The organism is Flavobacterium anseongense, from assembly GCF_021608185.1.
In the GTDB taxonomy this organism is placed as follows: Bacteria; Bacteroidota; Bacteroidia; order Flavobacteriales; family Flavobacteriaceae; genus Flavobacterium; species Flavobacterium anseongense.
Genome location: NZ_JAKIHN010000002.1, coordinates 347,025 through 373,077, shown reverse-complemented (window position 1 = coordinate 373,077; position 26,053 = coordinate 347,025). Strand labels below are relative to the sequence as shown.

Annotated in this window: 28 protein-coding genes; 17 read left to right on the top strand and 11 right to left on the bottom strand. The window is 35.7% G+C overall.

Features of this window, described 5'->3' with window-relative positions; all coding sequences use genetic code 11:
• Positions 1-68 precede the first annotated feature (68 nt).
• Both L1S35_RS04795 and L1S35_RS04790 read left to right on the top strand, forming a co-directional pair.
• The gene (locus tag L1S35_RS04795) at positions 69-299 is read left to right on the top strand and encodes a DUF8828 family protein (protein ID WP_236397142.1); all 231 of its coding nucleotides are present in this window, start codon (positions 69-71) and stop codon (positions 297-299) included.
• Between the two features lie 160 nt (positions 300-459).
• Complete coding sequence (locus L1S35_RS04790) at positions 460-1,845, top strand: hypothetical protein (RefSeq protein WP_236397140.1); 1,386 nt, start codon at positions 460-462, stop codon at positions 1,843-1,845.
• A 4-nt stretch (positions 1,846-1,849) separates the two neighbouring features.
• Here L1S35_RS04790 and meaB read toward each other — a convergent pair whose 3' ends face one another.
• The gene (gene meaB / locus L1S35_RS04785) at positions 1,850-2,935 is read right to left on the bottom strand and encodes a methylmalonyl Co-A mutase-associated GTPase MeaB (protein ID WP_236397137.1); all 1,086 of its coding nucleotides are present in this window, start codon (positions 2,933-2,935) and stop codon (positions 1,850-1,852) included.
• Positions 2,936-3,032: 97 nt separating this feature from the next.
• Between meaB and L1S35_RS04780 the strand changes: the two genes are divergently transcribed.
• On the top strand, positions 3,033-3,944 hold the full coding sequence (locus tag L1S35_RS04780) for an AEC family transporter (RefSeq protein WP_236397134.1): 912 nt from the start codon (positions 3,033-3,035) through the stop codon (positions 3,942-3,944).
• A gap of 72 nt (positions 3,945-4,016) precedes the next feature.
• The gene (locus L1S35_RS04775; RefSeq protein WP_236397131.1) at positions 4,017-5,420 is read left to right on the top strand and encodes an FAD-binding oxidoreductase; all 1,404 of its coding nucleotides are present in this window, start codon (positions 4,017-4,019) and stop codon (positions 5,418-5,420) included.
• 204 nt (positions 5,421-5,624) lie between these two features.
• Here L1S35_RS04775 and L1S35_RS04770 read toward each other — a convergent pair whose 3' ends face one another.
• The 7 genes from L1S35_RS04770 to L1S35_RS13310 form a co-directional block, all read right to left on the bottom strand.
• Complete coding sequence (locus tag L1S35_RS04770; RefSeq protein WP_236397129.1) at positions 5,625-6,203, bottom strand: hypothetical protein; 579 nt, start codon at positions 6,201-6,203, stop codon at positions 5,625-5,627.
• Positions 6,204-6,287: 84 nt separating this feature from the next.
• Positions 6,288-6,851, bottom strand: a complete 564-nt coding sequence (locus L1S35_RS04765; RefSeq protein WP_236397127.1) for a helix-turn-helix domain-containing protein — start codon at positions 6,849-6,851, stop codon at positions 6,288-6,290.
• Positions 6,852-7,082: 231 nt separating this feature from the next.
• Entirely contained in the window at positions 7,083-10,430 is a 3,348-nt protein-coding gene (gene secA, locus L1S35_RS04760; protein WP_236397125.1) for a preprotein translocase subunit SecA, read from the bottom strand.
• Between the two features lie 117 nt (positions 10,431-10,547).
• Positions 10,548-10,769 (bottom strand): DUF2795 domain-containing protein, encoded by a 222-nt coding sequence (locus tag L1S35_RS04755; RefSeq protein ID WP_002986941.1) that lies wholly within the window; start codon positions 10,767-10,769, stop codon positions 10,548-10,550.
• 188 nt (positions 10,770-10,957) lie between these two features.
• On the bottom strand, positions 10,958-11,527 hold the full coding sequence (locus L1S35_RS04750; protein WP_236397123.1) for a cob(I)yrinic acid a,c-diamide adenosyltransferase: 570 nt from the start codon (positions 11,525-11,527) through the stop codon (positions 10,958-10,960).
• Positions 11,528-11,712: 185 nt separating this feature from the next.
• Positions 11,713-12,411, bottom strand: a complete 699-nt coding sequence (locus L1S35_RS04745) for an ABC transporter ATP-binding protein (protein ID WP_236397121.1) — start codon at positions 12,409-12,411, stop codon at positions 11,713-11,715.
• 39 nt (positions 12,412-12,450) lie between these two features.
• Positions 12,451-12,582: a hypothetical protein gene (locus tag L1S35_RS13310; RefSeq protein WP_255700828.1), complete on the bottom strand. Its 132-nt coding sequence runs from the start codon at positions 12,580-12,582 to the stop codon at positions 12,451-12,453.
• A 191-nt stretch (positions 12,583-12,773) separates the two neighbouring features.
• On the opposite strand from L1S35_RS13310, the gene L1S35_RS04740 reads away from it, so the two are divergent.
• The gene (locus L1S35_RS04740; RefSeq protein ID WP_236397119.1) at positions 12,774-13,442 is read left to right on the top strand and encodes a hypothetical protein; all 669 of its coding nucleotides are present in this window, start codon (positions 12,774-12,776) and stop codon (positions 13,440-13,442) included.
• A 57-nt stretch (positions 13,443-13,499) separates the two neighbouring features.
• Here the strand turns inward: L1S35_RS04740 and L1S35_RS04735 are convergent, their stop codons facing one another.
• Together L1S35_RS04735 and L1S35_RS04730 are read right to left on the bottom strand one after the other, a co-directional pair.
• The gene (locus L1S35_RS04735; protein WP_236397117.1) at positions 13,500-14,303 is read right to left on the bottom strand and encodes an O-methyltransferase; all 804 of its coding nucleotides are present in this window, start codon (positions 14,301-14,303) and stop codon (positions 13,500-13,502) included.
• Between the two features lie 28 nt (positions 14,304-14,331).
• Positions 14,332-16,194: an ABC-F family ATP-binding cassette domain-containing protein gene (locus tag L1S35_RS04730; protein WP_236397115.1), complete on the bottom strand. Its 1,863-nt coding sequence runs from the start codon at positions 16,192-16,194 to the stop codon at positions 14,332-14,334.
• A gap of 156 nt (positions 16,195-16,350) precedes the next feature.
• Between L1S35_RS04730 and L1S35_RS04725 the strand changes: the two genes are divergently transcribed.
• A complete protein-coding gene (locus L1S35_RS04725) occupies positions 16,351-17,526 on the top strand; it encodes a glycosyltransferase family 2 protein (protein WP_236397113.1) in 1,176 nt (391 codons plus the stop codon).
• A 99-nt stretch (positions 17,527-17,625) separates the two neighbouring features.
• Positions 17,626-18,951, top strand: a complete 1,326-nt coding sequence (locus L1S35_RS04720; RefSeq protein ID WP_236397111.1) for a dihydrolipoamide acetyltransferase family protein — start codon at positions 17,626-17,628, stop codon at positions 18,949-18,951.
• Positions 18,952-18,966: 15 nt separating this feature from the next.
• Here the strand turns inward: L1S35_RS04720 and L1S35_RS04715 are convergent, their stop codons facing one another.
• Entirely contained in the window at positions 18,967-19,413 is a 447-nt protein-coding gene (locus L1S35_RS04715; RefSeq protein ID WP_236397109.1) for a hypothetical protein, read from the bottom strand.
• A gap of 259 nt (positions 19,414-19,672) precedes the next feature.
• Here L1S35_RS04715 and L1S35_RS04710 point away from each other — a divergent pair, with 259 nt between their 5' ends.
• From L1S35_RS04710 to ftsY, 10 genes are all read left to right on the top strand, one after another.
• Entirely contained in the window at positions 19,673-20,008 is a 336-nt protein-coding gene (locus tag L1S35_RS04710) for a helix-turn-helix domain-containing protein (RefSeq protein WP_236397107.1), read from the top strand.
• A 204-nt stretch (positions 20,009-20,212) separates the two neighbouring features.
• Positions 20,213-20,737, top strand: a complete 525-nt coding sequence (locus L1S35_RS04705) for a hypothetical protein (protein ID WP_236397105.1) — start codon at positions 20,213-20,215, stop codon at positions 20,735-20,737.
• Positions 20,738-20,997: 260 nt separating this feature from the next.
• On the top strand, positions 20,998-21,771 hold the full coding sequence (locus L1S35_RS04700; RefSeq protein WP_236397104.1) for a 3'-5' exonuclease: 774 nt from the start codon (positions 20,998-21,000) through the stop codon (positions 21,769-21,771).
• Positions 21,772-21,839: 68 nt separating this feature from the next.
• On the top strand, positions 21,840-22,451 hold the full coding sequence (locus tag L1S35_RS04695) for a fumarylacetoacetate hydrolase family protein (protein WP_236397103.1): 612 nt from the start codon (positions 21,840-21,842) through the stop codon (positions 22,449-22,451).
• Positions 22,451-22,795: an Hpt domain-containing protein gene (locus L1S35_RS04690; RefSeq protein ID WP_236397102.1), complete on the top strand. Its 345-nt coding sequence runs from the start codon at positions 22,451-22,453 to the stop codon at positions 22,793-22,795. Before L1S35_RS04695 ends, L1S35_RS04690 begins: the two co-directional genes overlap by 1 nt.
• Positions 22,796-22,973: 178 nt before the next feature.
• Complete coding sequence (locus L1S35_RS04685) at positions 22,974-24,230, top strand: CinA family nicotinamide mononucleotide deamidase-related protein (RefSeq protein ID WP_236397101.1); 1,257 nt, start codon at positions 22,974-22,976, stop codon at positions 24,228-24,230.
• 159 nt (positions 24,231-24,389) lie between these two features.
• The gene (gene rpmB, locus L1S35_RS04680; protein WP_121313180.1) at positions 24,390-24,626 is read left to right on the top strand and encodes a 50S ribosomal protein L28; all 237 of its coding nucleotides are present in this window, start codon (positions 24,390-24,392) and stop codon (positions 24,624-24,626) included.
• 27 nt (positions 24,627-24,653) lie between these two features.
• Positions 24,654-24,836, top strand: a complete 183-nt coding sequence (gene rpmG, locus L1S35_RS04675; protein WP_035126304.1) for a 50S ribosomal protein L33 — start codon at positions 24,654-24,656, stop codon at positions 24,834-24,836.
• A 15-nt stretch (positions 24,837-24,851) separates the two neighbouring features.
• Positions 24,852-25,004, top strand: a complete 153-nt coding sequence (locus tag L1S35_RS04670) for a DUF4295 domain-containing protein (protein WP_136152050.1) — start codon at positions 24,852-24,854, stop codon at positions 25,002-25,004.
• Positions 25,005-25,091: 87 nt separating this feature from the next.
• A complete protein-coding gene (gene ftsY / locus L1S35_RS04665) occupies positions 25,092-26,045 on the top strand; it encodes a signal recognition particle-docking protein FtsY (protein WP_236397100.1) in 954 nt (317 codons plus the stop codon).
• The last annotated feature ends 8 nt before the right edge of the window (positions 26,046-26,053 follow it).

The following is a 26,053-nucleotide window of genomic DNA, read 5'->3' as shown; positions in this document are numbered from 1 at the left end:
TGTGTGTTTTATTTATTTTTACATCGTGAACCTTATAACTTACAACCTATAACTTATAACTTTTAAAAATGGAATTACCAAAATTTTTACTAGCCGACAACTCTGATTTACCCGAAGATGATATTTTTATCATTCATCTTGATTTTCCACGTTTTATTATCAATTTGAAAGATGACGAGGTAGAGTTTTTGGAAGATTTAGAAGGAGAAGACGAAACCGAATTAGAAAGCGAAATGGAACATTTAATCACTTTGGCGGGAGAATTCTACGACAGAGAAATGGAACGTTACGGAGAATAGTTAAAATATTTTTATAAAAACTTAAGCAGCTGCAAAGATGAAATTTCATCAATTGCAGCTGTTTTTTTTGTTTTTTGTTCTGAACAGTGGAGTTAGAAACTTTTAATATATTAGCAGAAATTTCGGTATTATATATTCATCCTAAAAACAATACAACCAGATGCTGTTTAAAAAAATATTGTTTTATCTATTAGCTGCACTAACACTTCTTATTCCAGCTTTTTATAACGGTTATCCACTTGTTTATTCTGATACAGGTTCTTATATTTTTAGTGGAATGGATTTACTGATTCCTGAGCATCGAACGATAATGTATGGGCTATTTATTCGTTTCTTTAGTCTTAATTTTTCTTTGTGGCTGGTTGTTTTCACACAATCACTAATCGTTGCTTATGTGCTTTGGCATATTATAAAAGTAGTAAAAAAAACAGTGTCCAAAAGATTGTTTTTAATCATAATAGCACTATTATCCGGCTTTACCGGTTTGGGTTGGTATTCTAGTCAAATTATGCCCGACATATTTACAGTAACTGCTGTGGGTGCTTTGTTCTTATTGGCTTTGAAAAATGATTATAAAGTTTATCAAAAAATAATTTTTTCAGCGCTTTTAATATTTTCGGTAAACGCACATTTTTCCAATTACCTGATTTCCATTTTGACACTTTTGGGGCTTTTTGTAATTACTCGAACTAAATTTATTCCGAAAGCAAAACAAGAGTTATCTTTTTTGTTGCCGACAGTTATCATAGCAGTTTCTATTGTAACCGGTTCTTTGGTTAACTATGCTGTCGGAAGCACATTTAAATTGAATCAGAGCAGTCATGTTTTTTTAATGGGAAAAATGCTCGATAGCGGTGTGCTGAAATCTTTTTTAGATGACGAATGTAAAGGCGATAATTATGTTTTGTGTTCATGTAAAGATTCGCTTCCAAACACAAGTCGTGAACTGCTTTGGGATCCAAAAAGCCCTTTATATCAAAATGGAGGATGGCAAGGTTCCCAAGAATCATTTAACAAAATAGTATTTGACATTTTCACAAGTCCAAAACACCTTGCCTTGTTTACTTATAATGCCACACTTTCTTCCATAACGCAGTTGTTTCAAAATGATGTTGGTTCCGGGCTTGCTTCTAACTGGTACAAAGACCCAACCAGTCCGCCTTATGTTGCCATTTCAAAGCATTTCCCTTTTGAGCTAAAACAATACAAACAATCCAGACAAAATGGAAATTTGTGGGATCAAGGACTGGATTTTACCTTTATTAATTATATCAATCACATACTTTTAGTACTTTCTTCTGTCTTTTTGTTTTTCACTTTTGCTTCTAAATCAAAGAGAAAAAGTATTGATGTTCATGTACAGTTAATCGTTGTTACCTTGTTATTGGGAGTTTTAGTAAATGCGATTGTTGCCGGTTCGTTGGCAAATGTGTATGACAGACTTCAATGTAGAATTAGTTGGACGATTATTTTTTGCGTTGTACTTATTCTTTTGTCTAAAAAAGAATATCTGAAGAAGATAGAATCATATCTATCAAAAAAATAGACAATTATCTAAAATACTTTTTCAACAAAATCTGAGCCGCTGCAAATGGTGAAATTTCATTATTGGCTACTGCTTTTTTATTTGTTTCCAATAGTTTTATAATGTCTGCATGATTGTAGAAATTGGATTTTAATTGCTCATTGATGGTTTCCATCATCCAATATTGATTTTGCTCTTTGCGTTTTTCTTCAAAATAATGATTGGCTTTGACCAGTTCAAAATAATTGGAAATCGTTTCCCAAACGCTGTCAATTCCTTCTCTGGTAATGGAACTGCAAGTCGCCGCAGTTGGAATCCAACCTGATTTTTTAGCAGGAAATAAATGCAACGCACGGTTGAATTCGGTTTTGGTTAGTTTAGCTTTATTGATATTATCGCCATCGGCTTTGTTGATGACAACTGCATCAGCCATTTCCATAATACCACGTTTGATGCCTTGCAATTCATCTCCGGCACCTGAAATTTTTAGCAACAAAAAGAAATCAACCATCGAGTGAACTGCGGTTTCACTTTGTCCAACACCAACGGTTTCAATAATGATAGTATCAAATCCTGCAGCTTCACAAAGGATAATAGTTTCACGAGTTTTTCGAGCCACACCACCCAAAGTTTCTCCCGAAGCTGATGGTCGGATATAGGCGTTTTCGTCTTTTACCAATTCTTCCATTCGGGTTTTGTCGCCCAAAATACTTCCGTGTGAAATCGTACTGCTTGGATCAATCGCTAAGACCGCCACTTTTTTTCCCAACGAAGTCAGGTATTTTCCAAAAGCTTCTATAAATGTTGACTTTCCAACACCGGGAACACCTGTAATTCCAATTCGTACTGATTTATTAGCATAAGGCAAACAGCCACTAATTATTTCGTTGGCTTTCGCCAAATGAGCAACATTGGTGCTTTCAACCAAAGTAATCCCACGACTCAACGCCACTTTATCATGCGCTAAAATGCCGGTAATCAATTCAGTTGCTGAAGGCTGTATTTTTCTGCTTTTGGAAATTTTTTCCAATGAAGAAGCACTGAAACTTTCCGGTTGCGGAATACCTTCTTTTTCGTGTAGTGCTGATTTTTTGTTTTGCTTTTCGTTCAAAGGAAAATCATTTGGGTAAATTTAGTAAAATATTGTTTGCCAATAATTCTTTTCCAAATTTTTGCCTTTCCTTTGCACAATAAATTTTTTACTTCGAATGGATAACATTCTGTTGATTTTTCTCTGTTTACTCATGGGTTTGGGTATGCAACGAGTAGCAGCTTTCCCCAAGAGCGGTCACTTAGCTCTTAACCAATTTATAATTTATATTGCTTTGCCTGCCATGGCTTTGTACTATATTCCTAAAGTTTCGATTTCTACGGATTTGTTATATCCATTAGGCGTTGCCTGGATTGGGTTTCTCTCATCTTTTGCTTTTTTCTACGTTATCGGAAAAAAATTAGGCTGGCCCAATCGACTTATCGGTTGTTTGATAATTACTGCTGGTTTGGGCAATACATCCTTTGTTGGTTTTCCAATAATCCAGGCTCTTTATGGTGACGAAGGTTTAAAAACTGCCATCATTGTTGACCAACCGGGAACGTTTGTTGTCATGGCAACACTTGGAATTATTACAGCCGGAATTTTTGCCAAAGGCAATTCAAATTCAAGTGATATTATTAGAAAAATTTTATTATTTCCGCCATTTATTTGCTTTGTCATTGCGTTAACTATGAATTTTTTCAAAGTCGATTTTAACGAACATTTTGATACGGTTTTTCAAAAATTAGGAGCAACGGTAACGCCATTAGCTTTGGTTTCTGTCGGATTGCAATTAAAAGTCGATAAAAGAAGCCAGCATTGGAAATTTCTTAGACTAGGATTGCTTTTCAAATTAATTATTACACCAGCGATTTTCTTTTTACTCTACAAAATTTTATTAGGAGGCAAAGGGTTAGCAGTTGATGTTTCCGTAATGGAATCGGCAATGGCACCAATGATTACCGGAGCTATTTTAGCATCGAATTACGGTTTGAAACCAAAATTGAGCAGTATGATGGTCGGCATCGGAATTCCGCTGTCATTTGCCACGCTAGCCATTTGGTATTTTATTTTAAACGCTTTTTAAATAGAAAGCGGGGCTAAAAGTATTTGTCTTTTTCTTTTGTTATCGTTACTTTTACTTTTCAAATTATAGCACATGTCATTATCTCCCGAAATACTTCAAAAATTATCTGATATAGTTGGTGATTCTTTCCTTTTCACTGATAAAGAAATTTTAAATCATTACGGTCACGACGAAACGGAAGATTATGTTTTTCCGCCAAACGTAGTTCTAAAACCGGCTAATGCTCAGGAAATTTCAGCCATACTAAAAGTGGCCAACGAATATAAAATTCCAACAACGCCAATTGGAGCCAGAACGGGTTTGAGTGGCGGTGCTTTATCGGTTTATGAAGGTATTGGTTTGTCAATGGAGCGTTTGAATAAAATTCTGGAAATTGATGAGCAAAATCTGCAGGTCACCGTTGAACCGGCCGTTATCAATCAGGTATTGCGAGAAGCTGTTGCCGAAAAAGGTTTGTTCTATCCTGTTGATCCAAGTAGTATGGGAAGTTGTTGGATAGGTGGCAATATAGCCGAAAATGCAGGCGGTGCAAGAGCTGTTAAATATGGTGTGACCAAAGATTATGTACTCAATTTAGAAGTGGTTTTGCCCAACGGAGAAATCATTTGGACCGGAGCAAATACACTCAAAAATTCAACCGGTTATAACTTAACACAATTGATGGTTGGTAGCGAAGGAACGCTTGGTGTAATTACAAAAGCGGTTTTAAAATTGTTGCCAAAAAACAATCACAATGTGTTAATGTTGGTTCCGTTCTATGATGCAGCCCAAGCTTGCGAAGCTGTTTCTGCGATTTTTAGAGCTGGAGTTGTTCCAAGTGCTTTAGAGTTTATGGAGCGCGAAGCGATTGATTGGACGTTGCGTTTGGTAGAAGGTATCAGCGTAATGGTAAAACCCGAGCATCAGGCGCATTTGTTGATTGAAGTCGATGGAAATTATCCTGAAATTTTGATGCTTGAAGCCGAAAAAATAATGACGGTTGTAGAACAGTTCGATATCGATGAGGTTTTGTTCGCCGATACCGAAGACCAGAAAGCGGCGTTGTGGAAAATGCGTCGTTCAGTAGCCGAAGCCGTGAAATCGAATTCAATTTATAAAGAAGAAGACACCGTTGTGCCAAGATATATGCTTCCTGAGTTATTATCCGGAATCAAAAAAATAGGAGAGAAGTATGGTTTCAAATCGGTTTGTTATGGTCATGCCGGAGATGGAAATCTGCATGTCAATATAATCAAAGGCGATATGACTGATGATAATTGGGAAACACAAGTACCATTGGGAATTCGTCAGATATTTGAACTAACGGTTTCCTTAAAAGGAACACTTTCGGGTGAACACGGCATTGGTTATGTTCAAAAGAATTTTATGGACATTGCCTTTTCGAAAGCTCATTTGGAGTTGATGGAAAGTATAAAGCGCGTCTTTGACCATAATAATATTTTAAATCCCGGGAAGATTTTCCCTGATGAATTATAAAAATAAAATCCTCTCGTTTTGGAACGAGAGGATTTTTATTAATCTCTTTTCGGATTATTTTTCTTTTCGCGTTTTTCAGCTTTCTTTTCTTTTGCCGTCTTCAGAGGTTCTTTTTTTACGGCTTTCTGAACGTCTTTTCCTTTTGCCATGGTATAAATATTTTTGAATGGTTAGTAATAGTCAGCTAAAGGTAAATACTATTTTTTATAAACCCAATTGTTTTTTTATGCTTTCGCTAAAAATCGCCTGAAAAGAAGCTGACTGATTGGCATCATCCAAGTTAAAAAACTTCCATTCATTGTTGGTCGTTTCATCTATGACAGCTAGATAAGTTGACGTTCTTCTTACGTTAAAGCTGTTTCTTTTGGGTTCAAAAGTCACGTCTTTACTTTTGGTAATTTGCTTTAACCAGGTGGCTTTTTCTATAGCAGTATCATCAGTTAATTTGGTTTCAAAAAAGTAACGCATCGGATTTCTGAAAGTAATCACGCAAAACGATTTCCCTTCTATTTTCTTAATTGCTCCATATTGAAAAGGCAAAGTTTCCAATTGTTCGCGCAAACGGTATTCATCGTTTCCATAATATTTATCGAGCTTTTCGAGCATCAAATCTTTGCCAATAGTCTTTACTGTTTCCGGATGTAATAATGAGACTATAGTCTCAAAATCCATTAGATAATTGGCTTCGTAAAATTTTTTGGAAGCTACTTTCAAACTTTCGGTAGATTGGGAGAAAGTAGAAATACTTAGGAAAAGGAAGAATAATGGTATTAGTTTTTTCATTTTCATTTTAATTAGATATTCAAATATAAAAAAATCTCCAACAGTTTGTACTATTGGAGATTAGTTATAGTTAATGGCATTAATTTACAATTCTTCAAGTTGAATACGCTTTTTGAATTGTTTAATTTGTTTAAAATAAGTAGGTGTCAGTCCGGTCACTTTTTTAAACTGATGTGATAAATGGGCTACACTACTATATTCCATCAGGAAACTAATCTCAGTTAGCGATAATTCATCATACAAAAGCAATTCTTTAACACGTTCAATCTTGTTCAGAATGATATAATTGACAATGGTCGTTCCTGTAACTTCTGAAAAAAGATTAGCAAGATGTGTATAATTATAGTCTAATTCTTTACTCAAATATTCTGAAATATTTATTTTAGGATATTTTTCGGAGTAATGAATCAATTCTATAATGGCAGTTTTGGTTCTCTCGATGAGCATTGATTTTTTATCATCCATCAATTCCAACCCTTTTTTCAATAGGGCTTTCCGTAGTAATTCTCTATCCTCGCCATGAATAGTTTTTTTTAGCGTGACTTCGCCTAAATCTATTGTAGTATGTGCTAATTTTAATTTGTCTAATTCCTCTTTCACTGCCATTTTGCAACGAAGCGAAACCATATATTTAATGTGTATTTTCAAGGTAAATGAGAATTGCGTTATAAAAGGAAGTAACTTTTGAAATCCAATAGTTTTTCTGTTTCCGATTCCAGTAAAGGTAGTCTATTTGACGGCGCAAATCTAACTTACTTTGCACCATTACTTTTGTATAATTCTTGTTTAAATTTATATAATTCACAGTTTTTGATATGAGAAAAAAAATCCCCAACAGTATGAATGTTGAGGATTCTATTTGTAATTATGTTCTAAAATTTATTCGTGAACCAAAACCCATTCGCCTGATGCAATCATGCTTTCGGCCTTTTTGAATTTCATGGTTTCGGTTTTACCGCTCATCACATGTTTGATGGTAACAGTGTCGTTGCGGTTAATTTTTGGAGTTTCACGAACTATTGTTTCAGTTACTTGTGGTCGTTGAGAAGCTGCTTGGCTTGCCTGACGATTAGCATTTTCACTGCTTTCAATTTCGTCTTTACTTTCAGTGTAATTTTGTTTTTCACGTACTTGACGCGCTTCCTGAATATTTTGGTTTTGCTGAGGCAAATCGCCTTTAAACAAGAATGAAATCACTTCTTTATTAACACCGTCCAACATCGTACTAAACAATTTAAACGCTTCTAATTTGTATATCAATAACGGATCTTTTTGCTCATGAACCGCTAATTGTACTGATTGCTTCAACTCGTCCATTTTGCGTAAATGTTTTTTCCAAGCTTCATCTACGATGGCTAATGTGATATTTTTTTCAAAGTCGGCTACTAATTGTGCACCTTGCGTTTCGTATGCTTTTTTCAAATCGGTAACTACATTCAGCGTTTTGATTCCGTCTGAGAACGGAACGATGATGCGCTCAAAAGTGTTGCCTTCTTTTTTGTAAACCTCAGTAATAATTGGCAAGGCTTCACGAGCACTTCTTTCTGTTTTTTCAGTGTAATAAGCCAGTGCTGCTTTATATACTTTACCTGTAATTTCCATTTCAGATAATTTCTCAAAATCACTTTGAGATACCGGAGATGTTATAGAGAAGTAACGGATTAATTCGAATTCGAAGTTTTTGAAATCGTTTTGAACTTTGTTATCACCTACAATCAATTCGCAGGTATCATACATCATATTGGCAATATCCAGTTTCAAACGCTCACCAAATAAGGCATGACGACGACGTTTGTAAACTACTTCACGTTGTGCGTTCATTACATCATCATATTCAAGTAAACGCTTACGTGTTCCGAAGTTGTTTTCTTCTACTTTTTTCTGTGCACGTTCAATAGACTTTGTCATCATCGAATGTTGAATCACTTCACCTTCTTTCAATCCCATTCTGTCCATTATTTTGGCAACTCTGTCCGAACCAAATAAACGCATCAGGTTATCTTCTAAAGACACATAAAACTGTGAACTTCCCGGGTCACCCTGACGACCCGCACGACCACGTAACTGACGGTCAACACGACGCGAATCGTGACGTTCTGTACCAATAATTGCTAAACCTCCGGCAGCTTTTACTTCGGGTGTTAACTTAATATCGGTTCCACGACCAGCCATATTGGTTGCGATGGTTACAACTCCGGGTTTACCTGCTTCGGCAACAATTTCGGCTTCTTTTTTGTGCATTTTCGCATTTAATACATTGTGATTTACACCACGTATTTTTAGCATTCGGCTTAATAATTCTGAAATCTCTACAGAAGTTGTTCCGATAAGAACCGGTCTTCCTGCCTGAGATAATTGAGTTACATCTTCGATAACCGCATTGAATTTTTCACGAACCGAACGGTAAATTAAATCTTCTTTATCAATTCTCGAAATACCGCGATTCGTTGGAATTTCAACAACATCTAATTTGTAGATTTCCCAAAGTTCACCAGCTTCTGTTACGGCTGTTCCCGTCATACCAGCCAATTTACTGTACATACGGAAATAGTTCTGTAACGTAATTGTAGCAAAGGTTTGTGTTGCTGCTTCAATTGTAACTTGTTCTTTGGCTTCGATGGCTTGGTGCAATCCGTCAGAATAACGACGGCCATCCATAATACGACCGGTTTGCTCATCGACAATCAAAATTTTGTTGTCCATGATTACATATTCTACATCTTTTTCAAACAGCGTATAAGCTTTTAATAGCTGAGTAAGTGTATGAATTCTTTCAGATTTGATGCTGAAATCCTGGAACAATTTTTCTTTGGCCTCGGCTTCTTTGTCTTTTTCAAGATTTTGTTTCTCGATGTTGGCAATTTCAGTTCCGATATCCGGTAAAACGAAGAAGTTTTCATCAGTATCTTTTGAAAGGAACTTGATTCCATTATCTGATAATTCAACCTGATTGTTTTTTTCCTCGATTACAAAATATAGTGCTTCGTCAACTTCCGGCATTTTGCGGTTGTTGTCTGCCATGTATTCATTTTCTGTTTTTTGAAGCAATTGTTTAACTCCTTCTTCACTTAAAAATTTGATAAGTGCTTTGTTTTTTGGCAATGCTCTATACGCTCTCAATAACTGAAAACCGGCATCTTTCATGTTTCCTTCTTTGAACAAACGTTTGGCTTCGGTCAGGAAACCATTTGCCAACTGACGCTGTAAATTATAAAGGTTTTCGATTTTTGGTTTTAATTCGTTGAATTCGTGACGGTCACCATCCGGAACCGGACCGGAAATGATTAATGGTGTACGAGCATCATCAATCAATACCGAATCGACCTCGTCGACAATAGCGTAGTTGTGTTTTCTTTGCACCAAATCCTCAGGTGAATGTGCCATATTATCACGCAAGTAATCGAAACCAAACTCGTTATTGGTTCCATAAGTAATATCCGCTTCGTATGCTTTTCTACGTGCATCAGAGTTTGGTGAGTGATTATCAATACAATCAACAGTCAGTCCGTGGAATTCGAATAATGGTGCTTTCCAGGTACTATCACGTTTTGCCAAGTAGTCATTCACAGTTACTAAGTGAACGCCATTTCCTGTCAACGCATTTAAATAGAGTGGAAGTGTAGCTACCAATGTTTTTCCTTCACCCGTTTGCATTTCCGAAATCTTACCTTGATGAAGCACGATACCACCAATCAACTGAACGTCATAGTGAATCATGTCCCAAGTGATTTCTTTTCCGGCAGCATTCCATTGGTTTGACCAATTGGTTTGGTCGCCAACTAAAGTAATATAAGGTTTTGTAGCCGAAAGTTCTCTGTCTTTTTCGGTTGAGGTAACCGTAATGGTTGTGTTTTCTTTAAAACGACGTGCTGTTTCTTTGATTACTGCAAAAGCTTCAGGAAGAATTTCCATCAATACTTTTTCTGAAATTTCGTAAGCTTCTTTTTCTAAAGCATCGATAGCGTTGTAGATATCTTCTCTTAAGTCGATATCAGCTGTGTTTTCTGCCTCCAGTTTTTTGGCTTCAATATCTGCATCTTGTTTGGCACGAGCCTGTTTTATTTTTTCTTTGAATTCTGTAGTCTTGGCTCTTAACTCATCATGAGAAAGTGCTGCTAATACAGGTTCTAAAGCTTTTATTTTGTTTATGTATGGTTGTGTAGCTTTGACATCTTTTTGAGATTTGTCTCCTACAAAAGCTTTAATAATGCTATTTATGAAACTCATAATTGGGTTGGTATTATATATTTTTAATGCCTAATTCCGAATCCTCGGAACGGGTGTGCAAATTTAAACAAAAAAAAAGCCCAAAATGGACTTTTCTCTTTGTTGTGTTTTTATTTTTTAATATTCATCCTCATTCCAAAGATAATCTTCGTCGGTTGGATAATCGGGCCAAATTTCTTCCATAGATTCATAGATTTCACCTTCGTCTTCTATAGATTGTAAATTCTCAACTACTTCAAGAGGTGCACCGGTTCTGATGGCGTAATCTATAAGTTCGTCTTTTGTTGCTGGCCAAGGTGCATCGCTTAAATACGATGCTAATTCTAATGTCCAATACATCTTCTATCGATTTTAATTTAATGCAAAAATAAATTTATTACTGAAAAAGTCAAGTTTTTTTTGATTTATTTTTTAATATGTTAAAGAACGTCTTTTTTTTAAATCCCAAAAAGAAAATTCCAAATTCCAAAGACCTCATTTTGACTCTTTGGGTTTTGGAATTTTAGTATTGAAATTTTCCGAAAATTTTACTTTCGGGGTATCCATTGTACTTCATCCGCGCTCAGGTCTTTGGACAACTTCCGTGCCAAGACAAAAAGGTAGTCAGAAAGTCGGTTTAAGTACTTTATTACAAGTTCATCTGTTGGTTCAATTTCATGTAAATGCGTAGCTAAACGCTCTGCTCTGCGGCAAACGCAACGTGCAATGTGACAATATGACACAGTAGTATGTCCGCCAGGCAGCACAAAGTGTGTCATTTGCGGTAAAGCCTCATCCATAGTATCAATTTCCTTTTCGAGAAACTCGATGTCACTTTCTACAATTCCCAGATTTTGCAATCTTGGTTGTCCGTTTTTTAAGGTTTCTTTTTCAGGTGGTGTTGCTAAAATTGCGCCAACGGTAAACAGACGGTCTTGTACTTCAATCAGCACATTTTTATATAACGGATTGATTTCCTGATCCCGGATTAAACCAATGTAAGAGTTGAGTTCATCAACAGTTCCGTAACTTTCTATTCGGTTATGATGTTTTGGGACACGAGTTCCGCCAAAAAGTGCTGTGGTTCCGGTGTCGCCGGTTTTGGTATAGACTTTCATTTTTTTTGAGTTGCTGAGTAACTAAGTGGCTAAGTTACTAAGTTTTTATGTGGTTGGCAAGAAATCAAATGGATTGCTGTCTAGCCCTGATGGCAATGGCGCCGTGCATAATGGACAGCAGGAATATGGATTACTGATAAAGCCCGAACCTTTCGCTCCTCACTTCGACAAGCTCAGTGTGACAATTACAAATGATCTTTATTCGGACTATCACTTTCTATCATTCCGTCTTTTAGGCGAATGACTCTGTGCGCGTATTTGGCGATATCTTCTTCGTGGGTAACGACGATTACCGTATTACCGTTTTTATGAATTTCGTTGAAAAGATTCATGATTTCTATCGAAGTTTTGCTGTCGAGATTTCCGGTTGGTTCATCGGCCAAAATGATAGAAGGTTTGTTGACCAAAGCTCGGGCAATGGCTACACGCTGACGTTGTCCACCCGAAAGTTGGTTAGGTTGGTGATCCATTCTGTCCGAAAGATTTACCTGTGCCAGTACTTCGGTAGCGCGTTCGTTTCTTTCGGATTTTGGATAACCGGCGTAAATCATTGGCAAAGCCACGTTATCCAAAGCGGTTGTTCTTGGTAAAAGGTTGAAAGTCTGAAAAACAAAACCAATTTCTTTGTTACGGATTTCGGCTAAATCGTCATCATGCATTTGGCTGACATCATTTCCATTGAGAATATAAGTTCCCGATGTCGGTGTATCTAAACAGCCTAAAAGGTTCATCAACGTAGATTTTCCGGAACCTGATGGCCCCATTAATGCTACATATTCGCCTTTGTTGATTTGTAAATCGATGCCTTTTAAAACGTTGATGGTTTCATTTCCGAGTTGGAAATCGCGTTTTAATTTTTTGATGTTGATTAATGGATTTGCCATTTTTTACTGCTGAATTTTGATAAAAGTAAGAAAAGAAAATTAATTTGTTGTCTGATAAAACCATTGTCCAAAATCATAACCGGCTTTCGCTATAATTATTATTCCTAAAACAATTGCAAGACCCAACAGCATTTTAAATTGTTTTGATTTTAAGAAGTTGTGAGTTTCCATAGATTTAAATTTTGGTTTGGCTATTTGTAGGCTAAAAGATTTAATTGTTACAACTGCAGGACTAAATGCAGATTGGTAAAACAATAATGTAGCAATTGTGTAAATCCTTTACAGAAATGTATAACAAGTCGGTATTGAAAAGGAAGTAGTTTTACATCTAACTAATAATAACAAATAATAATAATAGTATTATGAAAAAAAGTGTTCATACATTCGGAATTCTGGCAATGGTAGTTTTAGGCTTTACATCTTGTAAAGATGAAAAGCAAGCTCAAGCCGAGAAAACAGTCAATAATTATGTAGTATATGTTGACTCATTAGATAATGTATCCGCTGATGATGCCAAATCAAATTGGGAGGCAATTGATGCTAGCTATCAAGTTAGAATTTCTGAAGCAGAAGCATCATTAGCAGAATCTGATAACGAAGCCTTGAGAGAAAAACTAGCGGTTAGCAAAGTAAAATATGAAGCATTAAAAGCAAAGTATCAAGTAGAAGTTGCAGCAGAAACCTCAGTTACCAGAAACCCAAATCAATTGTTGAGAGACCGATTTTTTGGAGAAGGTAAAGTTGGAGAAGACATGAACTTTTCTTGGGTAAATAAAGACAATATTTTGCAAGTATATCAAGACTTTTTAGATTCATATGAAAAAAACAAGGATGATTTCAGCAGAGAAGATTATGATGAAGTGAAATTGATATATGAAGCACTTGACAGTAGAAAAAATACTGTTGAGAAAGAAGGATTATCTTCAGAAGACAATAATAAAATTGCCTCAATTAAATTCAGATTTTCACCGATGTTCAAAATGAATCGTATTGGAGCCAAAGCAAGAGAAAATGAAGAAGCAAAAGAATAAATAATTAATTGGTTTTGTTTAATTCGGGAAATGGCAATCAGGGATGGTTGCCATTTTTCATGCTCTAATCACAAAATGTTCCTTTGGTTGTTCTTTTCTAAAGAAAACAATTCCCCATAGAAAAGTATCAATAGTGACCGTAACTTCTGGATGTTTTTGAATAATTTTCCAAGCTTCTTCCATATCTGTTGACCAATGAATATCGTCAAAAATCCAAACACTTTCGTTGGTGATTGTTGGTAATAATAATTCGAAATATTCTAAAGTGGCGGTTTTTGAATGGTTGCCGTCGAAGTAAATAAGTTGGAAGTAAATAAGTTGGAAGTTTTTGAGATAATTTGAGAATTCCGTATTAATACATTCAACATTATTGATATTGAATTTTTGTAATTGATATTGACATTGAATAAGTGTATTTGGGCAACCTTCAAGCGTTATGATTTTTCCTTTTGGATTACCTAACGATAAAGCTGAAGTCGCCAAACCTAATGAAGTTCCGATTTCTAAAATGTTTTCTGGTTGAAAATAATTCGTGATTCTGAAAAGCATTTCAGCTCGTTTCTCAGTGATTCCAGCCGTTGTAGCTATCTTTGCAATGGGTCTTGTATTACTTTTGAAAACCTTTGAACCAGCACCAAAATCGGTTACTTCAATGGTTTCGTAGTTTTCTAAAAGCGATTTTCTGTAGTTTTTGAGACTGGAATATTCAGGATAGTTTTTCTTGTCATAAAAGCATTTAGTAACCAAATTAAATACAAATGGCGAATGTACTCCGTGTTCGTTTTTGGAGTTCCAATAAAAGCCCCCTAGCCCCCAAAGGGGGAATACAAATTTTGCATAAATTTTTTTTAAGTAATTCATATTAATTCCCCCTTCGGGGGTAAGGGGGCTATTCCATTTTTGAAGAAAGCTCAAACCAACGTTCTTCTTTTTCTTCCATTTTTTTGATGATGACTTCCAGTTCTTTGGCTTTAGCCGTAATGTCAGCATCAGCCACTTTGCCTTCTGAAAATAAGTTTTCGATTTGCTTTTTCTCGTATTCCAAGTCCTTGATTTCACGCTCAATTTTGTTGAACTCTTTTTGTTCATTGAAATTTAAGCCTGAAGTAGTTGTGTTATTTTGTTTCCAATTCACTTTTTCTGTACTAACATTCGATAAACCTTTTGGCTCAGCCGAATCTTCATACGCTCTGAAATCGGAATAATTTCCGGGGAAATCTTCAATTTGTCCTTCGCCTCTAAAGATGAATAAGTGATCCACAATCTTATCCATAAAATAACGGTCGTGTGAAACTACTAACAAACATCCGGGATAATCCAATAAGAAACTTTCCAAAACGTTCAACGTCACAATATCCAAGTCATTTGTTGGTTCATCCAGAATTAAGAAATTTGGATTCTGAATCAAAACCGTGCATAAGTACAATCTTTTTAATTCACCACCACTTAGTTTTTCAACAAAGTCATATTGTTTTTTTGCATCGAATAAAAATCGTTCCAACAACTGTGAAGCTGAAATAATTTTTCCTTTCGTGAGCGGAATGTATTCACCGTATTCCTTAATAATATCAATAACTTTTTGTCCCGGTTTCGGATTGATACCGCTTTGCGTATAATAACCAACTTTAATCGTGTCGCCAATGACTACTTTTCCGGCATCGGGAACTATAGTTTTGGTCAGAATATTTAAGAACGTTGATTTCCCGGTTCCGTTTTTACCAATAATTCCGATGCGTTCGCCACGTTGAAAATCATAGCTAAAGTTGTCAAGTATAACGCAATCTTTGAATTTTTTATACAATTTGTGAAGCTCAATAATCTTGCTTCCCATGCGTTCCATGTTGATTTCGAGCTCGACTACATTTTCTTTTCTGCGGCTTTCGGCAACTTGCTTGATTTTGTAAAAATCATCCTGACGCGATTTCGATTTGGTTGTTCTCGCTTTTGGCTGACGGCGCATCCAAGCTAATTCTTTTACGAAAAGGTTTTGCGCTTTGTCAATCGTGGAGTTTTCCATGGCAATGCGTTCTTCTTTCTTTTGCAGGTAATACGAATAATTGCCTTTGTATTGGTATAATTTCCCGTTGTCTAATTCGATGATTTCATTACAAACACGTTCCAAAAAGAAACGGTCGTGCGTTACCATAAACAAAGTGATATTTTCTTTGGCGAAATAACTTTCTAACCATTCAATCATCTCTAAATCCAAGTGATTCGTAGGTTCATCCAAAATCAATAAGTCAGGACGGTTAATCAGAATAATAGCCAATGACAAACGTTTCTTTTGTCCGCCGGAAAGACTTTTCACTTTCAGTTTTAAGTCGTCTAGTTTTAATTTAGATAAGATTTGCTTGAATTGAGTTTCAAAATCCCAAGCATTGTGACTGTCCATTTCATCGAAAGCCAGTTGGTATTTTTCTTCATCTTCGGGGTTTTCTAACGCTTTTTCGTAACGCTCGATTATATGCAAAATATCATTATCCGAAGCAAAAATACTTTCCTCAATAGTCAGTTCTTCCTGAAGTTGATTGGTTTGGGAAAGAAACGCCATTTTGATACCTTTACGAATGATGATTTGACCGGTATCAGGTTCATCATCACCATTAATCATCTTCATAATTTGGGTTTTTCCTGAACCATTTTTGGCAATGAAGGCAATTTTCTGATCTTTATTGATCCCAAAAGAAATGTCTTTAAACAAATTTCTTTCGCCAAAGGATTTCGATATATTTTCTACTGAAAGGTAATTCATGGATTAATTTGAAAATTTGAAAATGGGTCAATTTGAAAATTGATAGTGTGCAAAAGTAAGCTATTTAAACAGCAATCAAAATCTTGAAATTATATTTAAACAAATCCATCATTTTCAAATCTTCAAATTTCCAAATTTTCAAATTATATTTGTCAAATGCAACTATCGGTTATCATCCTTAATTACAATGTGCGCTACTTTTTAGAGTTGTGTGTTTTGAGTACACAAAAAGCCATTCAGAATCTGGATGCCGAAATCATTGTCATCGATAACAATTCTTCTGATGACAGTTGCGAGATGATGAAACAGCGTTTCCCAAGCATCAGACTCATTGAAAACAAAGAAAACTCAGGTTTTCCAAAAGGAAATAACATTGCGGTTAAGGAAGCTAAAGGCGAATACATCTGTATTTTAAATCCCGATACGGTTGTTGCAGAGGATACGTTTGAAAAAGTACTGGCTTTCGCCAAAAGTCAGAATGATTTAGGAATCGTTGGTTGCAAACTTATCGACGGAACAGGCAATTTTCTTCCCGAAAGTAAGCGTGGTATTCCAACACCTTGGGTGGCTTTTACCAAAATTTTTGGTCTGTATAAGCTGTTTCCGAAATCGACACTTTTTAATAAATACTACGCCCAACATTTTGGCGAAAATCAAACAGGGAAAGTCGATATTCTCGTTGGAGCTTTTATGGTTATGAAACGCGAATTGTATAATCAGTTAGAAGGTTTTGATGAAAACTGTTTCATGTATGCCGACGATATTGATTTGTCTTATCGTGCGTTGTTATTGCAAAAGCAGAATTACTATTTTCACGAAACGACTGTGATTCACTACAAAGGAGAAAGCACGGTAAAAGATGCAACTTACATGAAGCATTTTAGAGAGTTCATGAATTTCTTCTACAAAAAGCACTTCAAGCAATCGCTGTTTTTTAATCTGATGGCGCGATTTGGCGCTTTTTATTTTTCGATGGTTAAACTTTTTCAGGGAAAATCAAAAGCTACAATTCCACCAAGCCACTACGTCTTAGTTTCTGATAATGAAACAACAAGAGAAAAATTAGAAAATAAACTTCAAAAAAAGGTAGATAGAACGACTTCGGAAAGCGGAAAAATAGTATTTTCGCAATCGATTTCGGAGAAGAAAAACACACAAGTAATTTTGGACACAAACTATCTGAATTTTAAAGATGCAATTACTTTTTTCGAAACCAGCAAAAACAAGTCGGTTACTTTTAAACTGTTACCAATGCAAAGCAATTTCATCATTGGAAGCAACAGCAGTAACGATAGAGGCGAAGTGATTGTGTTCAGTGAGCAGTCGCAGTAAGCAGTCTCAAAGAACAGTTTTAAATGAAAAACATTCGTGGCTATGCAGAAGATTTAGTACTTTTGCAACGAATTAAAAACACAACTTTAGTTTACACATATGGCAAAGTTTGAATTGAAATTACCAAAAATGGGTGAAAGTGTTGCGGAAGCAACCATTACAAATTGGTTAAAAAACGTAGGTGAAAAAATTGATGCCGATGAAGCTGTTTTAGAAATCGCTACTGATAAAGTTGATAGTGAAGTGCCAAGCGAAGTTTCAGGAACTTTAACCGAAATTTTATTTCAGGTAAATGATGTTGTAAAAGTTGGGCAAACCATTGCTATTATTGAAACAGAAGGTGGAAGTGCTAGTGAAGCTCCGGCACCAGAAGTAAAAGTGGAAGGCACGCCAGTTTCAGAAGCTGCGCCAACTCCAGTAGCAATTACCGATGTTGTAAAAACCGTAGAAGCTGCTCAAGCTGCCGTTGCACCAGCCGATTTTAAATCATCAGACAAATTCTATTCTCCTTTAGTAAAAAACATCGCAACGGCAGAAGGAATTTCTGTAGCTGAATTGGAAACAATTTCAGGTTCGGGTAAAGATGGCAGAGTTACTAAAGAAGACATTTTAAATTATATCAAAAATAGAGGAAACCAACCTCTAGTTGCTGCTCCGGCTGTTTCTCAACCAACAGTTTCTCAATCAACTCAAACTGCCCCAGTTTCAGTAAACGGCGGTGACGAGATTATTGAAATGGACAGAATGCGTAAGCTGATATCTGGTTATATGGTCGCTTCGGTGCAAACATCTGCACACGTACAATCGTTTATTGAAGTTGATGTTACAAATATTGTAAAATGGAGAGACCGCGTTAAAGATGCATTCGAAAAACGCGAAGGTGAAAAACTAACGTTCACACCAATCTTTATGGAAGCCGTGGCGAAAGCGTTGAAAGATTTTCCTGGAATGAATATTTCTGTTGATGGTGACTTTATCATCAAAAGAAAAAATATAAACCTTGGTATGGCAGCAGCTTTACCAAACGGAAACTTAATTGTTCCTGTAATTAAAAATGCGGATCAATTAAACTTAGTCGGAATGGCAAAAGCCGTAAACGATTTAGGAAACCGCGCAAAAGCCGGAAAACTAAAGCCGGACGACACGCAAGGCGGAACATATACAGTAACTAATGTTGGAACTTTCGGTTCGGTATTCGGAACTCCGATTATCAATCAACCACAAGTTGGAATCTTAGCGCTTGGCGCAATTAGAAAAGTGCCGGCTGTAATAGAAACTCCGGAAGGTGATTTTATCGGAATCCGACAAAAAATGTTCTTATCACACTCATACGATCATAGAGTTGTAGATGGTGCATTAGGCGGAAGCTTTGTAAAACGCGTAGCCGAATATCTGGAAGCATTTGATACAAACAGAGAATATTAAAATGTAAAACCCTGACTACTCGTCAGGGTTTTTTACTATATCACCATCTACAATCATTGTCGATTTATCATCAAACCGGTATTCACCTTTCTTAAAAGTGCTATTGTTGGTCAAGACCACTTCGTAAGTATAAACACCTTTTGGCAATTCATAGAAATATTCCTTACCACCTTTTTGAATCACCAATTCTTTTCTGATTTCATCACCATCTTCGGTTTGACGTGTTATGATGAAAGTAATTTTGCCTTCGAGCTTGTTTTTAATGCAAACGCTTTCCACGACAGTGCTATTAACATTTTTAGGTTTAGACGATTTGAAAATGGTAATCAAACCACCAAACAGGAGTTCACCACCTCTTATTAGGTTTACAGTGTCTGATTGTGAGAATGCCAACACAGGACATACTAACAATAACATTACTACAGATTTAAATTTAGCTTTACTTTTTGTGATTGGTTTCATGATAAAAAAAGTTTTGAGATTAAGTAAAGCTGTCCATAGAAGTATATTTTTTTAAAGATTATTAAGTAAAGTTGCAACCCATTTATAAGATATCCTAAAGGAGAACTTTTAAAATCCATAATGATTCTTTTAAACTTCAAAAGAAAACTGTTGAATAAAAAAATAACACTATTTATCACACAATAAAGTATTAAAAATCACGTTATTAGTTTAAGTGTTTCTGTTGACACGAATGCCTCTAACCAACTTTTATTTACTAATGACAACCGGAACCAAAATTCGCCTCTTCAGAGAGAAAAAAAGATTGTCTCAGGAAGAATTGGCTCACCTTGTAGGTGTTAGTCAAGTCACTATCGGAAATTGGGAACAAGGAAAAAGCATCAAGCACGAGTTTATCCGAAAATTGGCAATCGCACTTGAAGTTTCTACCGATTTTTTATTGGAAGATGTCCAAAATGCAAACCTGCTGGCAAATCCAAATAGGGAAACTTTTGGTAACAATTTCGAAATCACCATAAAAGCACCCAATCATTTGTTTGACGATTTAAACAAAAAAATGGATTTTATCATCAATCGTTTTGGTGATACAAAATAGATTTATAAACATAGTTTGCAATTCAATCCCGCTGAAAATAGACGGGATTTTTTTATGTAAAAGTTGCAGGAATCGACCAGAGGTAAGTTCATTATTCAAATTATTAAACAAAAACCGTTAAATATGTAAATCGGAATGGATTTTATGTAATAATTTAAATTATAGTAAATATACATTTGGTAGTAAAAATAAATCTAAATTATTATGAAAAAACTAACTACCTGTGTATTTTCTTTATTTGCTTTTTGCATTTCATTTGCACAAGAAATAAAGACTACAATTGTTGTAGATTCTGCTCAAGTAAAAATCGAATCGAGTAAAGCTACCATCGATGAGAAAAAATCTCAACTTAAATCGGACATTCGAGATCAAAAGGAAATCAGTAGAGAACAGAAAAAAACAGATAACAGAGCAACCGACGAGCGAAGAGAATTAGCAAAAACTCAAAGAAAACTTAAAAAAGAGCAAAAGCAAGCTCAAAAAGAAAACAGAGTGATTTCCGATAATAATGACAAACGAAACGATGCCAAAAAAAGGGAAATTAAGTTAAATCAAAGATTAATTAAAGCCAATAAAGATTTAGTTAAACTTCAGGAAAAATTTGAAAAGAAAAAAAATAAGGGGAATTTGTCTTCAGTAGACCATAGCAAGTTTGAAGTTAAAATCACAAAAAAACAACTTGAAGTCAGAAAAATTGAAGAAGACATTTCAAATTTAAAAAAGTATTGATTGATATCGTATAACGAAATTACATAAGCCCGAAAATTTAAATCGGGCTTTTTCTATAGCATCCTTAATGCTAATAATTGTAAGGATTTGGACAAAACGAGGGATTTTCTGATTAATAAATTGAGAAGCCTAAAATAGTCTAAAGTCAAATATTTACAAATCAATTATTTCCTAAACCATCCTTAAAAAAGTGCAAAACTTTTTATAAATTCGACCAACGGTAACTACAATATTTTATATTTGTCGACTAACTTTTTAAAATGGAATTAAAACTCACGCGTCCTATTTGTTTTTTTGATTTGGAAACCACAGGTATTGAAGTTGCCAAAGATAGAATTGTGGAAATCTCCATTTTTAAAGTATTTCCCAACGGAAATAAAGAAAGCAAAACATGGCTGGTAAATCCAACTATTCCAATTCCACCACAAGCAACAGCCGTTCACGGAATCTCAAATGAAAAAGTAGCCAATGAACCAACTTTCAAAGAACTGGCTTCTCAAGTGCATGCAATGATTAAGGATTCTGATTTGGCCGGGTTTAATTCCGACCGATTTGATATTCCACTTCTAGCCGAAGAATTATTGCGCGCCGAAGTAGATTTTGATATGAAAAACCGTGTTTCAGTTGATGTGCAGACAATCTTCCACAAAAAAGAAGAGAGAACACTAAGTGCAGCTTATAAATTTTATTGCAATCAAAGTCTGGAAAACGCACATAGTGCCGAAGCTGATACAATGGCAACTTATGAAATTCTGAAAGCACAATTAGACAGATACGAAGATTTAGAAAATGATATGAAATCACTTTCTGAATTTACTACCCGAAAAAAATCGGTTGATTTTGCCGGATTCATCGCATTGAATAATGAAGGTCAGGAGATTTTTACCTTCGGAAAACACAAAGGCGCTTTGGTTGATGAAGTTTTAGACAAAGAACCAGGTTATTTTGGCTGGATACAAAACGCGGAATTTCCGTTATATACGAAGAAAGTTTTAACCGGAATCAAATTAAGAAAATTAAATACAAAAAGCTAGAAGCTGGAAGTCAGAAGCCGGAAGATTTTACTTCCAACTTCCATCTCCCATCTTCCAACTAAAGAAATATGAAGATCATCTGTATCGGAAGGAATTACGTCAATCACATAGCCGAGCTCAACAATGAGCGGCCGGATGAGCCCGTGATTTTCATGAAACCTGATACCGCAATTCTGCCAAAGAAAACACCTTTTACGATTCCGGAGTTCAGTAACGATGTGCATCACGAAGTAGAAATCCTGGTAAAAATCTCAAAAGTGGGGAAATATATCGATACCAAATTCGCACACAAATATTATGATGAGATAGGTTTAGGAATCGATTTTACGGCAAGAGATGTTCAGAACAAACTGAAAGATAAAGGTTTGCCATGGGAAAAAGCAAAAGCTTTTGACGGTTCAGCGATGATTGGTGACTTTCATCCGATAAATCAATTTATTTCAACAGAAAATATTAATTTTGAGTTGCAAAAAAACGGAAAAACCGTTCAAAAAGGGAATACAAGTCATATGCTGTGGAAAATTGACGAAATTATTTCACACATTTCACAGTTTTTTACACTCAAAAAAGGCGACATCATTTTCACAGGAACACCCGAAGGCGTTGCCAAAGTAGAACCAAACGACATCCTCGAAGGATTTATAGAAAACAAAAAAGTACTAAGATTACACATTAAATAATGGCAATAAACTACAACCTCTCAAAAGTTTACGCTCTTTCAGACAATGACCCTGAATTCGTAATGCAAATTATCACACTGTTTGTTACAGAAGTCCCGGAAGATTTGAAGCAAATCGAGTTAGGAATCAAAACAAAAGATCATAAACTGGCATACAGCTATGCCCACAAAATTAAACCTTCATTAGATTTAATCGGGATGACGGTTGCTCACCAGGAAATTCTTGAAGTCGAAGCTTGGGGAAAAAGGGAAGGGAAGCGCAAAGAAATTAATGACACTTTCGCTAGCGTCCAAAGTCAAATAGAAAAAGCGGTAAAAGAAATCAAAAAAGATTTCGAATTGTAAATAAGAAGCGATTGGCTCGGGAATTATCGGTGATGGTAATTCCCGCTTTCCGCTCTATCTCGTCCCAAAAGACGAGATGCCACTCCAATCGGGGCTAATTAGTAATCGATTTGTATTCTTGTAAACCAAATCAAAACCTCTGTACCTTAGCCACTCAAAACCCTAGAACCTTAAAAGAATGAAAGCAACCATAGTAACCATTGGCGACGAAATTCTAATCGGCCAAATAGTTGATACCAATTCGGGTTACATAGCAAAAGCTTTAGATAAAATCGGAGTTCAAACTACCGAAATGCTTTCCATTTCCGATGACAAGCAACATATTCTAAACACTTTTTCATCGCTACAAAACAAAGTCGATTTGGTTATTATCACCGGAGGTCTCGGACCAACAAAAGATGATATTACCAAGCACACCTTTTGCGAATACTTTGATGATGTTTTAGTCGTAAATCAAAAAGTCTTGACTCACGTTACCGAAATGATTGAAGGCTTTTACAAAAGACCAATCACACAATTGAACAAAGACCAGGCTTTGGTTCCGTCAAAATGTGAAGTGCTTTTCAACAAAATGGGAACAGCACCGGGAATGTGGATGAAAAAAGGAAAGACCGTTTATATTTCATTACCCGGAGTTCCATACGAAATGAAATATATAGTCGATAACGAAATCATTCCAAAAGTTGTTACAGAATACAAGCGACCGTACATCATTCACAAAACCATACTAACATATGGTCAAGGCGAAAGCTTAGTAGCTGAACGCATAGAAAACTGGGAAAACAATTTACCCGAATTTATCAAGTTAGCTTATCTGCCAAGCCCGGGAAGAGTGCGTTTGCGTTTGACCGCTCGCGGAGAAAATCAGGAAGTCTTAGAAAAAGCGATTCAGGAGAATGTACAATCATTAACCAAAATCATCGGAGATATAATCGTTGGTTTTGATGAAGACGAAACCATAGAAGTTATTATTGGAAGATTACTTCAGCAACAAGGCAAAACAGTAGCCACAGCCGAAAGTTGTACCGGTGGAAAAATTGCTCAAATGTTGACTTCCGTTGCCGGAGCTTCAAATTATTTCCGTGGAAGCGTTGTAAGTTATGCTACCGATACAAAAGTTTCGGTGCTTGGTGTTGATGCAAAGACTATTGAAAAACATACTGTAGTAAGTAAAGAAGTCGCATCTGAAATGGCAATCGGAATTCAAAAAGTAATGAAACCAGATTACGCAATTGCTACAACAGGCAACGCCGGACCAACAAAAGGTGACGCCGATGCCGAAGTTGGAACCGTATTTATTGCATTGGCAACACCTAAAGCTGTTTTTGTCGAAAAATTTAACTTTGGGCAACCACGTGAAAAAGTGATAGACAGAACAGCAAACAAAGCCCTGGAAATACTGCAGAAAGAAATTTTAAAGAATGCTTTTGACTAAATTAGGCTGTTGATAAACTTGTTCAAAAAAAGCAATCTTTTAATCTTGCAAAAAACAAATAAAAAAAAAGAATAAAAACTGCCATATTTTTTTTGCTACAATGATTTATTTTGTGTAAGTTTGCACCCTGATTTTGAATAACGATAAAAGATAAGCATAATGTCAAGAGTTTGTGACCTTACAGGTAAAAGAGCGATGGTAGGAAATAACGTTTCTCACGCTATGAACAAAACTAAGAGAAAATTTTCTGTTAACTTAGTTAAAAAACGTTTCTATCTTGCTGAAGAAGACAGATGGATTACTCTAAGAGTAGCTGCGTCTACAATTAAAACAATCAATAAAAATGGATTGGCTGCTGTTTTGAAAAAAGCAAAAGTTGAAGGTTTTATTAAATAATCCCTAATCCAATAAAAATAAAGTAAGATGGCAAAGAAAGGTAATAGAATACAAGTTATTTTAGAGTGTACTGAGCACAAAGGAACAGGTCTTCCTGGAACTTCTCGTTACATTACAAACAAAAACAAAAAAAATACTCCGGACAGATTAGAGATTAAAAAATTTAATCCAATCTTGAAGAGAATGACTGTTCACAAAGAAATTAAATAATAAAGATATTTAGTCATGGCAAAGAAAACCGTAGCAACGCTTCAAACAGCTTCTAAAAGATTATCAAAAGCTATCAAAATGGTAAAATCTCCAAAAACAGGAGCTTACACTTTTGTTGAAAGCATTATGACACCAGAAGAAGTGGATAGTTTCTTAGCAAAGAAATAATTCCAATAAAAATTTTATATCAAAGCTACTTTCACTAGAAAGTAGCTTTTTTATTTTTATATTTACGCAAATTTTTTCCCTAAAAAAATGAGTTTTTTCAAAAGAATATTTTCCTCCGAAAAAAAGGAAACCTTAGATAAAGGACTAGAACAAACTAAAACTACTTTCTTTTCCAAACTAACCAAAGCCGTTGCCGGAAAATCAAAAGTCGATGATGAGGTTCTGGATAATCTGGAGGAAGTTTTAGTGACTTCTGATGTTGGTGTTAATACCACACTAAAAATAATCAAGCGAATCGAAGAGCGCGTTTCCAATGATAAATACATGGGAACCGAGGAACTGAATTTAATTCTTCGCGAAGAGATCGCCGGACTTTTGTCGGAAACCAAATCGGGAGAAGAAAGTGAGTTTACTATACCGGCTAACAAGAAACCATACGTAATTATGGTTGTTGGCGTTAACGGAGTTGGAAAAACTACGACTATCGGAAAGTTAGCTTATCAATTTAAAAAAGCAGGTTATAAAGTCGTTCTTGGTGCTGCCGATACGTTTCGTGCTGCGGCGATTGACCAATTACAGATTTGGGCTGACAGAGTTGGTGTTCCAATCGTAAAACAACAAATGGGAAGCGATCCTGCTTCGGTTGCTTTTGATACCTTGCAAAGTGCAGTTACTCAAAACGCTGATGTTGTTATCATTGATACTGCAGGTCGTTTGCACAATAAAGTTAATTTAATGAATGAGTTAACCAAAGTAAAACGAGTAATGCAGAAAGTGGTAGAAGACGCACCACACGATGTATTATTAGTTTTGGATGGTTCAACAGGACAAAATGCTTTTGAACAAGCAACACAATTTACGGCAGCGACCGAAGTTTCTTGTCTTGCAGTCACTAAATTGGACGGAACAGCTAAAGGCGGTGTTGTTATCGGAATTTCAGACCAATTTCAAATTCCGGTAAAATATATCGGAGTAGGTGAAGGCATTGAAGATTTGCAGGTTTTTAATAAATTTGAATTCGTAGATTCGTTTTTTAAATAAAAAATTAT

What these genes read in the sequence shown, in the direction of transcription:
- L1S35_RS04795 (WP_236397142.1), top strand. Translation starts at nt 69, where the DNA reads ATGGAATTACCAAAATTTTTACTAGCCGACAACTCTGATTTACCCGAA.
- L1S35_RS04790 (WP_236397140.1), top strand. Translation starts at nt 460, where the DNA reads ATGCTGTTTAAAAAAATATTGTTTTATCTATTAGCTGCACTAACACTT.
- L1S35_RS04780 (WP_236397134.1), top strand. Translation starts at nt 3,033, where the DNA reads ATGGATAACATTCTGTTGATTTTTCTCTGTTTACTCATGGGTTTGGGT.
- L1S35_RS04775 (WP_236397131.1), top strand. Translation starts at nt 4,017, where the DNA reads ATGTCATTATCTCCCGAAATACTTCAAAAATTATCTGATATAGTTGGT.
- L1S35_RS04770 (WP_236397129.1), bottom strand. Translation starts at nt 6,203, where the DNA reads ATGAAAAAACTAATACCATTATTCTTCCTTTTCCTAAGTATTTCTACT.
- secA (WP_236397125.1), bottom strand. Translation starts at nt 10,430, where the DNA reads ATGAGTTTCATAAATAGCATTATTAAAGCTTTTGTAGGAGACAAATCT.
- L1S35_RS04755 (WP_002986941.1), bottom strand. Translation starts at nt 10,769, where the DNA reads ATGTATTGGACATTAGAATTAGCATCGTATTTAAGCGATGCACCTTGG.
- L1S35_RS04750 (WP_236397123.1), bottom strand. Translation starts at nt 11,527, where the DNA reads ATGAAAGTCTATACCAAAACCGGCGACACCGGAACCACAGCACTTTTT.
- L1S35_RS04745 (WP_236397121.1), bottom strand. Translation starts at nt 12,411, where the DNA reads ATGGCAAATCCATTAATCAACATCAAAAAATTAAAACGCGATTTCCAA.
- L1S35_RS13310 (WP_255700828.1), bottom strand. Translation starts at nt 12,582, where the DNA reads ATGGAAACTCACAACTTCTTAAAATCAAAACAATTTAAAATGCTGTTG.
- L1S35_RS04740 (WP_236397119.1), top strand. Translation starts at nt 12,774, where the DNA reads ATGAAAAAAAGTGTTCATACATTCGGAATTCTGGCAATGGTAGTTTTA.
- L1S35_RS04735 (WP_236397117.1), bottom strand. Translation starts at nt 14,303, where the DNA reads ATGAATTACTTAAAAAAAATTTATGCAAAATTTGTATTCCCCCTTTGG.
- L1S35_RS04730 (WP_236397115.1), bottom strand. Translation starts at nt 16,194, where the DNA reads ATGAATTACCTTTCAGTAGAAAATATATCGAAATCCTTTGGCGAAAGA.
- L1S35_RS04725 (WP_236397113.1), top strand. Translation starts at nt 16,351, where the DNA reads ATGCAACTATCGGTTATCATCCTTAATTACAATGTGCGCTACTTTTTA.
- L1S35_RS04720 (WP_236397111.1), top strand. Translation starts at nt 17,626, where the DNA reads ATGGCAAAGTTTGAATTGAAATTACCAAAAATGGGTGAAAGTGTTGCG.
- L1S35_RS04715 (WP_236397109.1), bottom strand. Translation starts at nt 19,413, where the DNA reads ATGAAACCAATCACAAAAAGTAAAGCTAAATTTAAATCTGTAGTAATG.
- L1S35_RS04710 (WP_236397107.1), top strand. Translation starts at nt 19,673, where the DNA reads ATGACAACCGGAACCAAAATTCGCCTCTTCAGAGAGAAAAAAAGATTG.
- L1S35_RS04705 (WP_236397105.1), top strand. Translation starts at nt 20,213, where the DNA reads ATGAAAAAACTAACTACCTGTGTATTTTCTTTATTTGCTTTTTGCATT.
- L1S35_RS04700 (WP_236397104.1), top strand. Translation starts at nt 20,998, where the DNA reads ATGGAATTAAAACTCACGCGTCCTATTTGTTTTTTTGATTTGGAAACC.
- L1S35_RS04695 (WP_236397103.1), top strand. Translation starts at nt 21,840, where the DNA reads ATGAAGATCATCTGTATCGGAAGGAATTACGTCAATCACATAGCCGAG.
- L1S35_RS04690 (WP_236397102.1), top strand. Translation starts at nt 22,451, where the DNA reads ATGGCAATAAACTACAACCTCTCAAAAGTTTACGCTCTTTCAGACAAT.
- L1S35_RS04685 (WP_236397101.1), top strand. Translation starts at nt 22,974, where the DNA reads ATGAAAGCAACCATAGTAACCATTGGCGACGAAATTCTAATCGGCCAA.
- rpmB (WP_121313180.1), top strand. Translation starts at nt 24,390, where the DNA reads ATGTCAAGAGTTTGTGACCTTACAGGTAAAAGAGCGATGGTAGGAAAT.
- rpmG (WP_035126304.1), top strand. Translation starts at nt 24,654, where the DNA reads ATGGCAAAGAAAGGTAATAGAATACAAGTTATTTTAGAGTGTACTGAG.
- L1S35_RS04670 (WP_136152050.1), top strand. Translation starts at nt 24,852, where the DNA reads ATGGCAAAGAAAACCGTAGCAACGCTTCAAACAGCTTCTAAAAGATTA.
- ftsY (WP_236397100.1), top strand. Translation starts at nt 25,092, where the DNA reads ATGAGTTTTTTCAAAAGAATATTTTCCTCCGAAAAAAAGGAAACCTTA.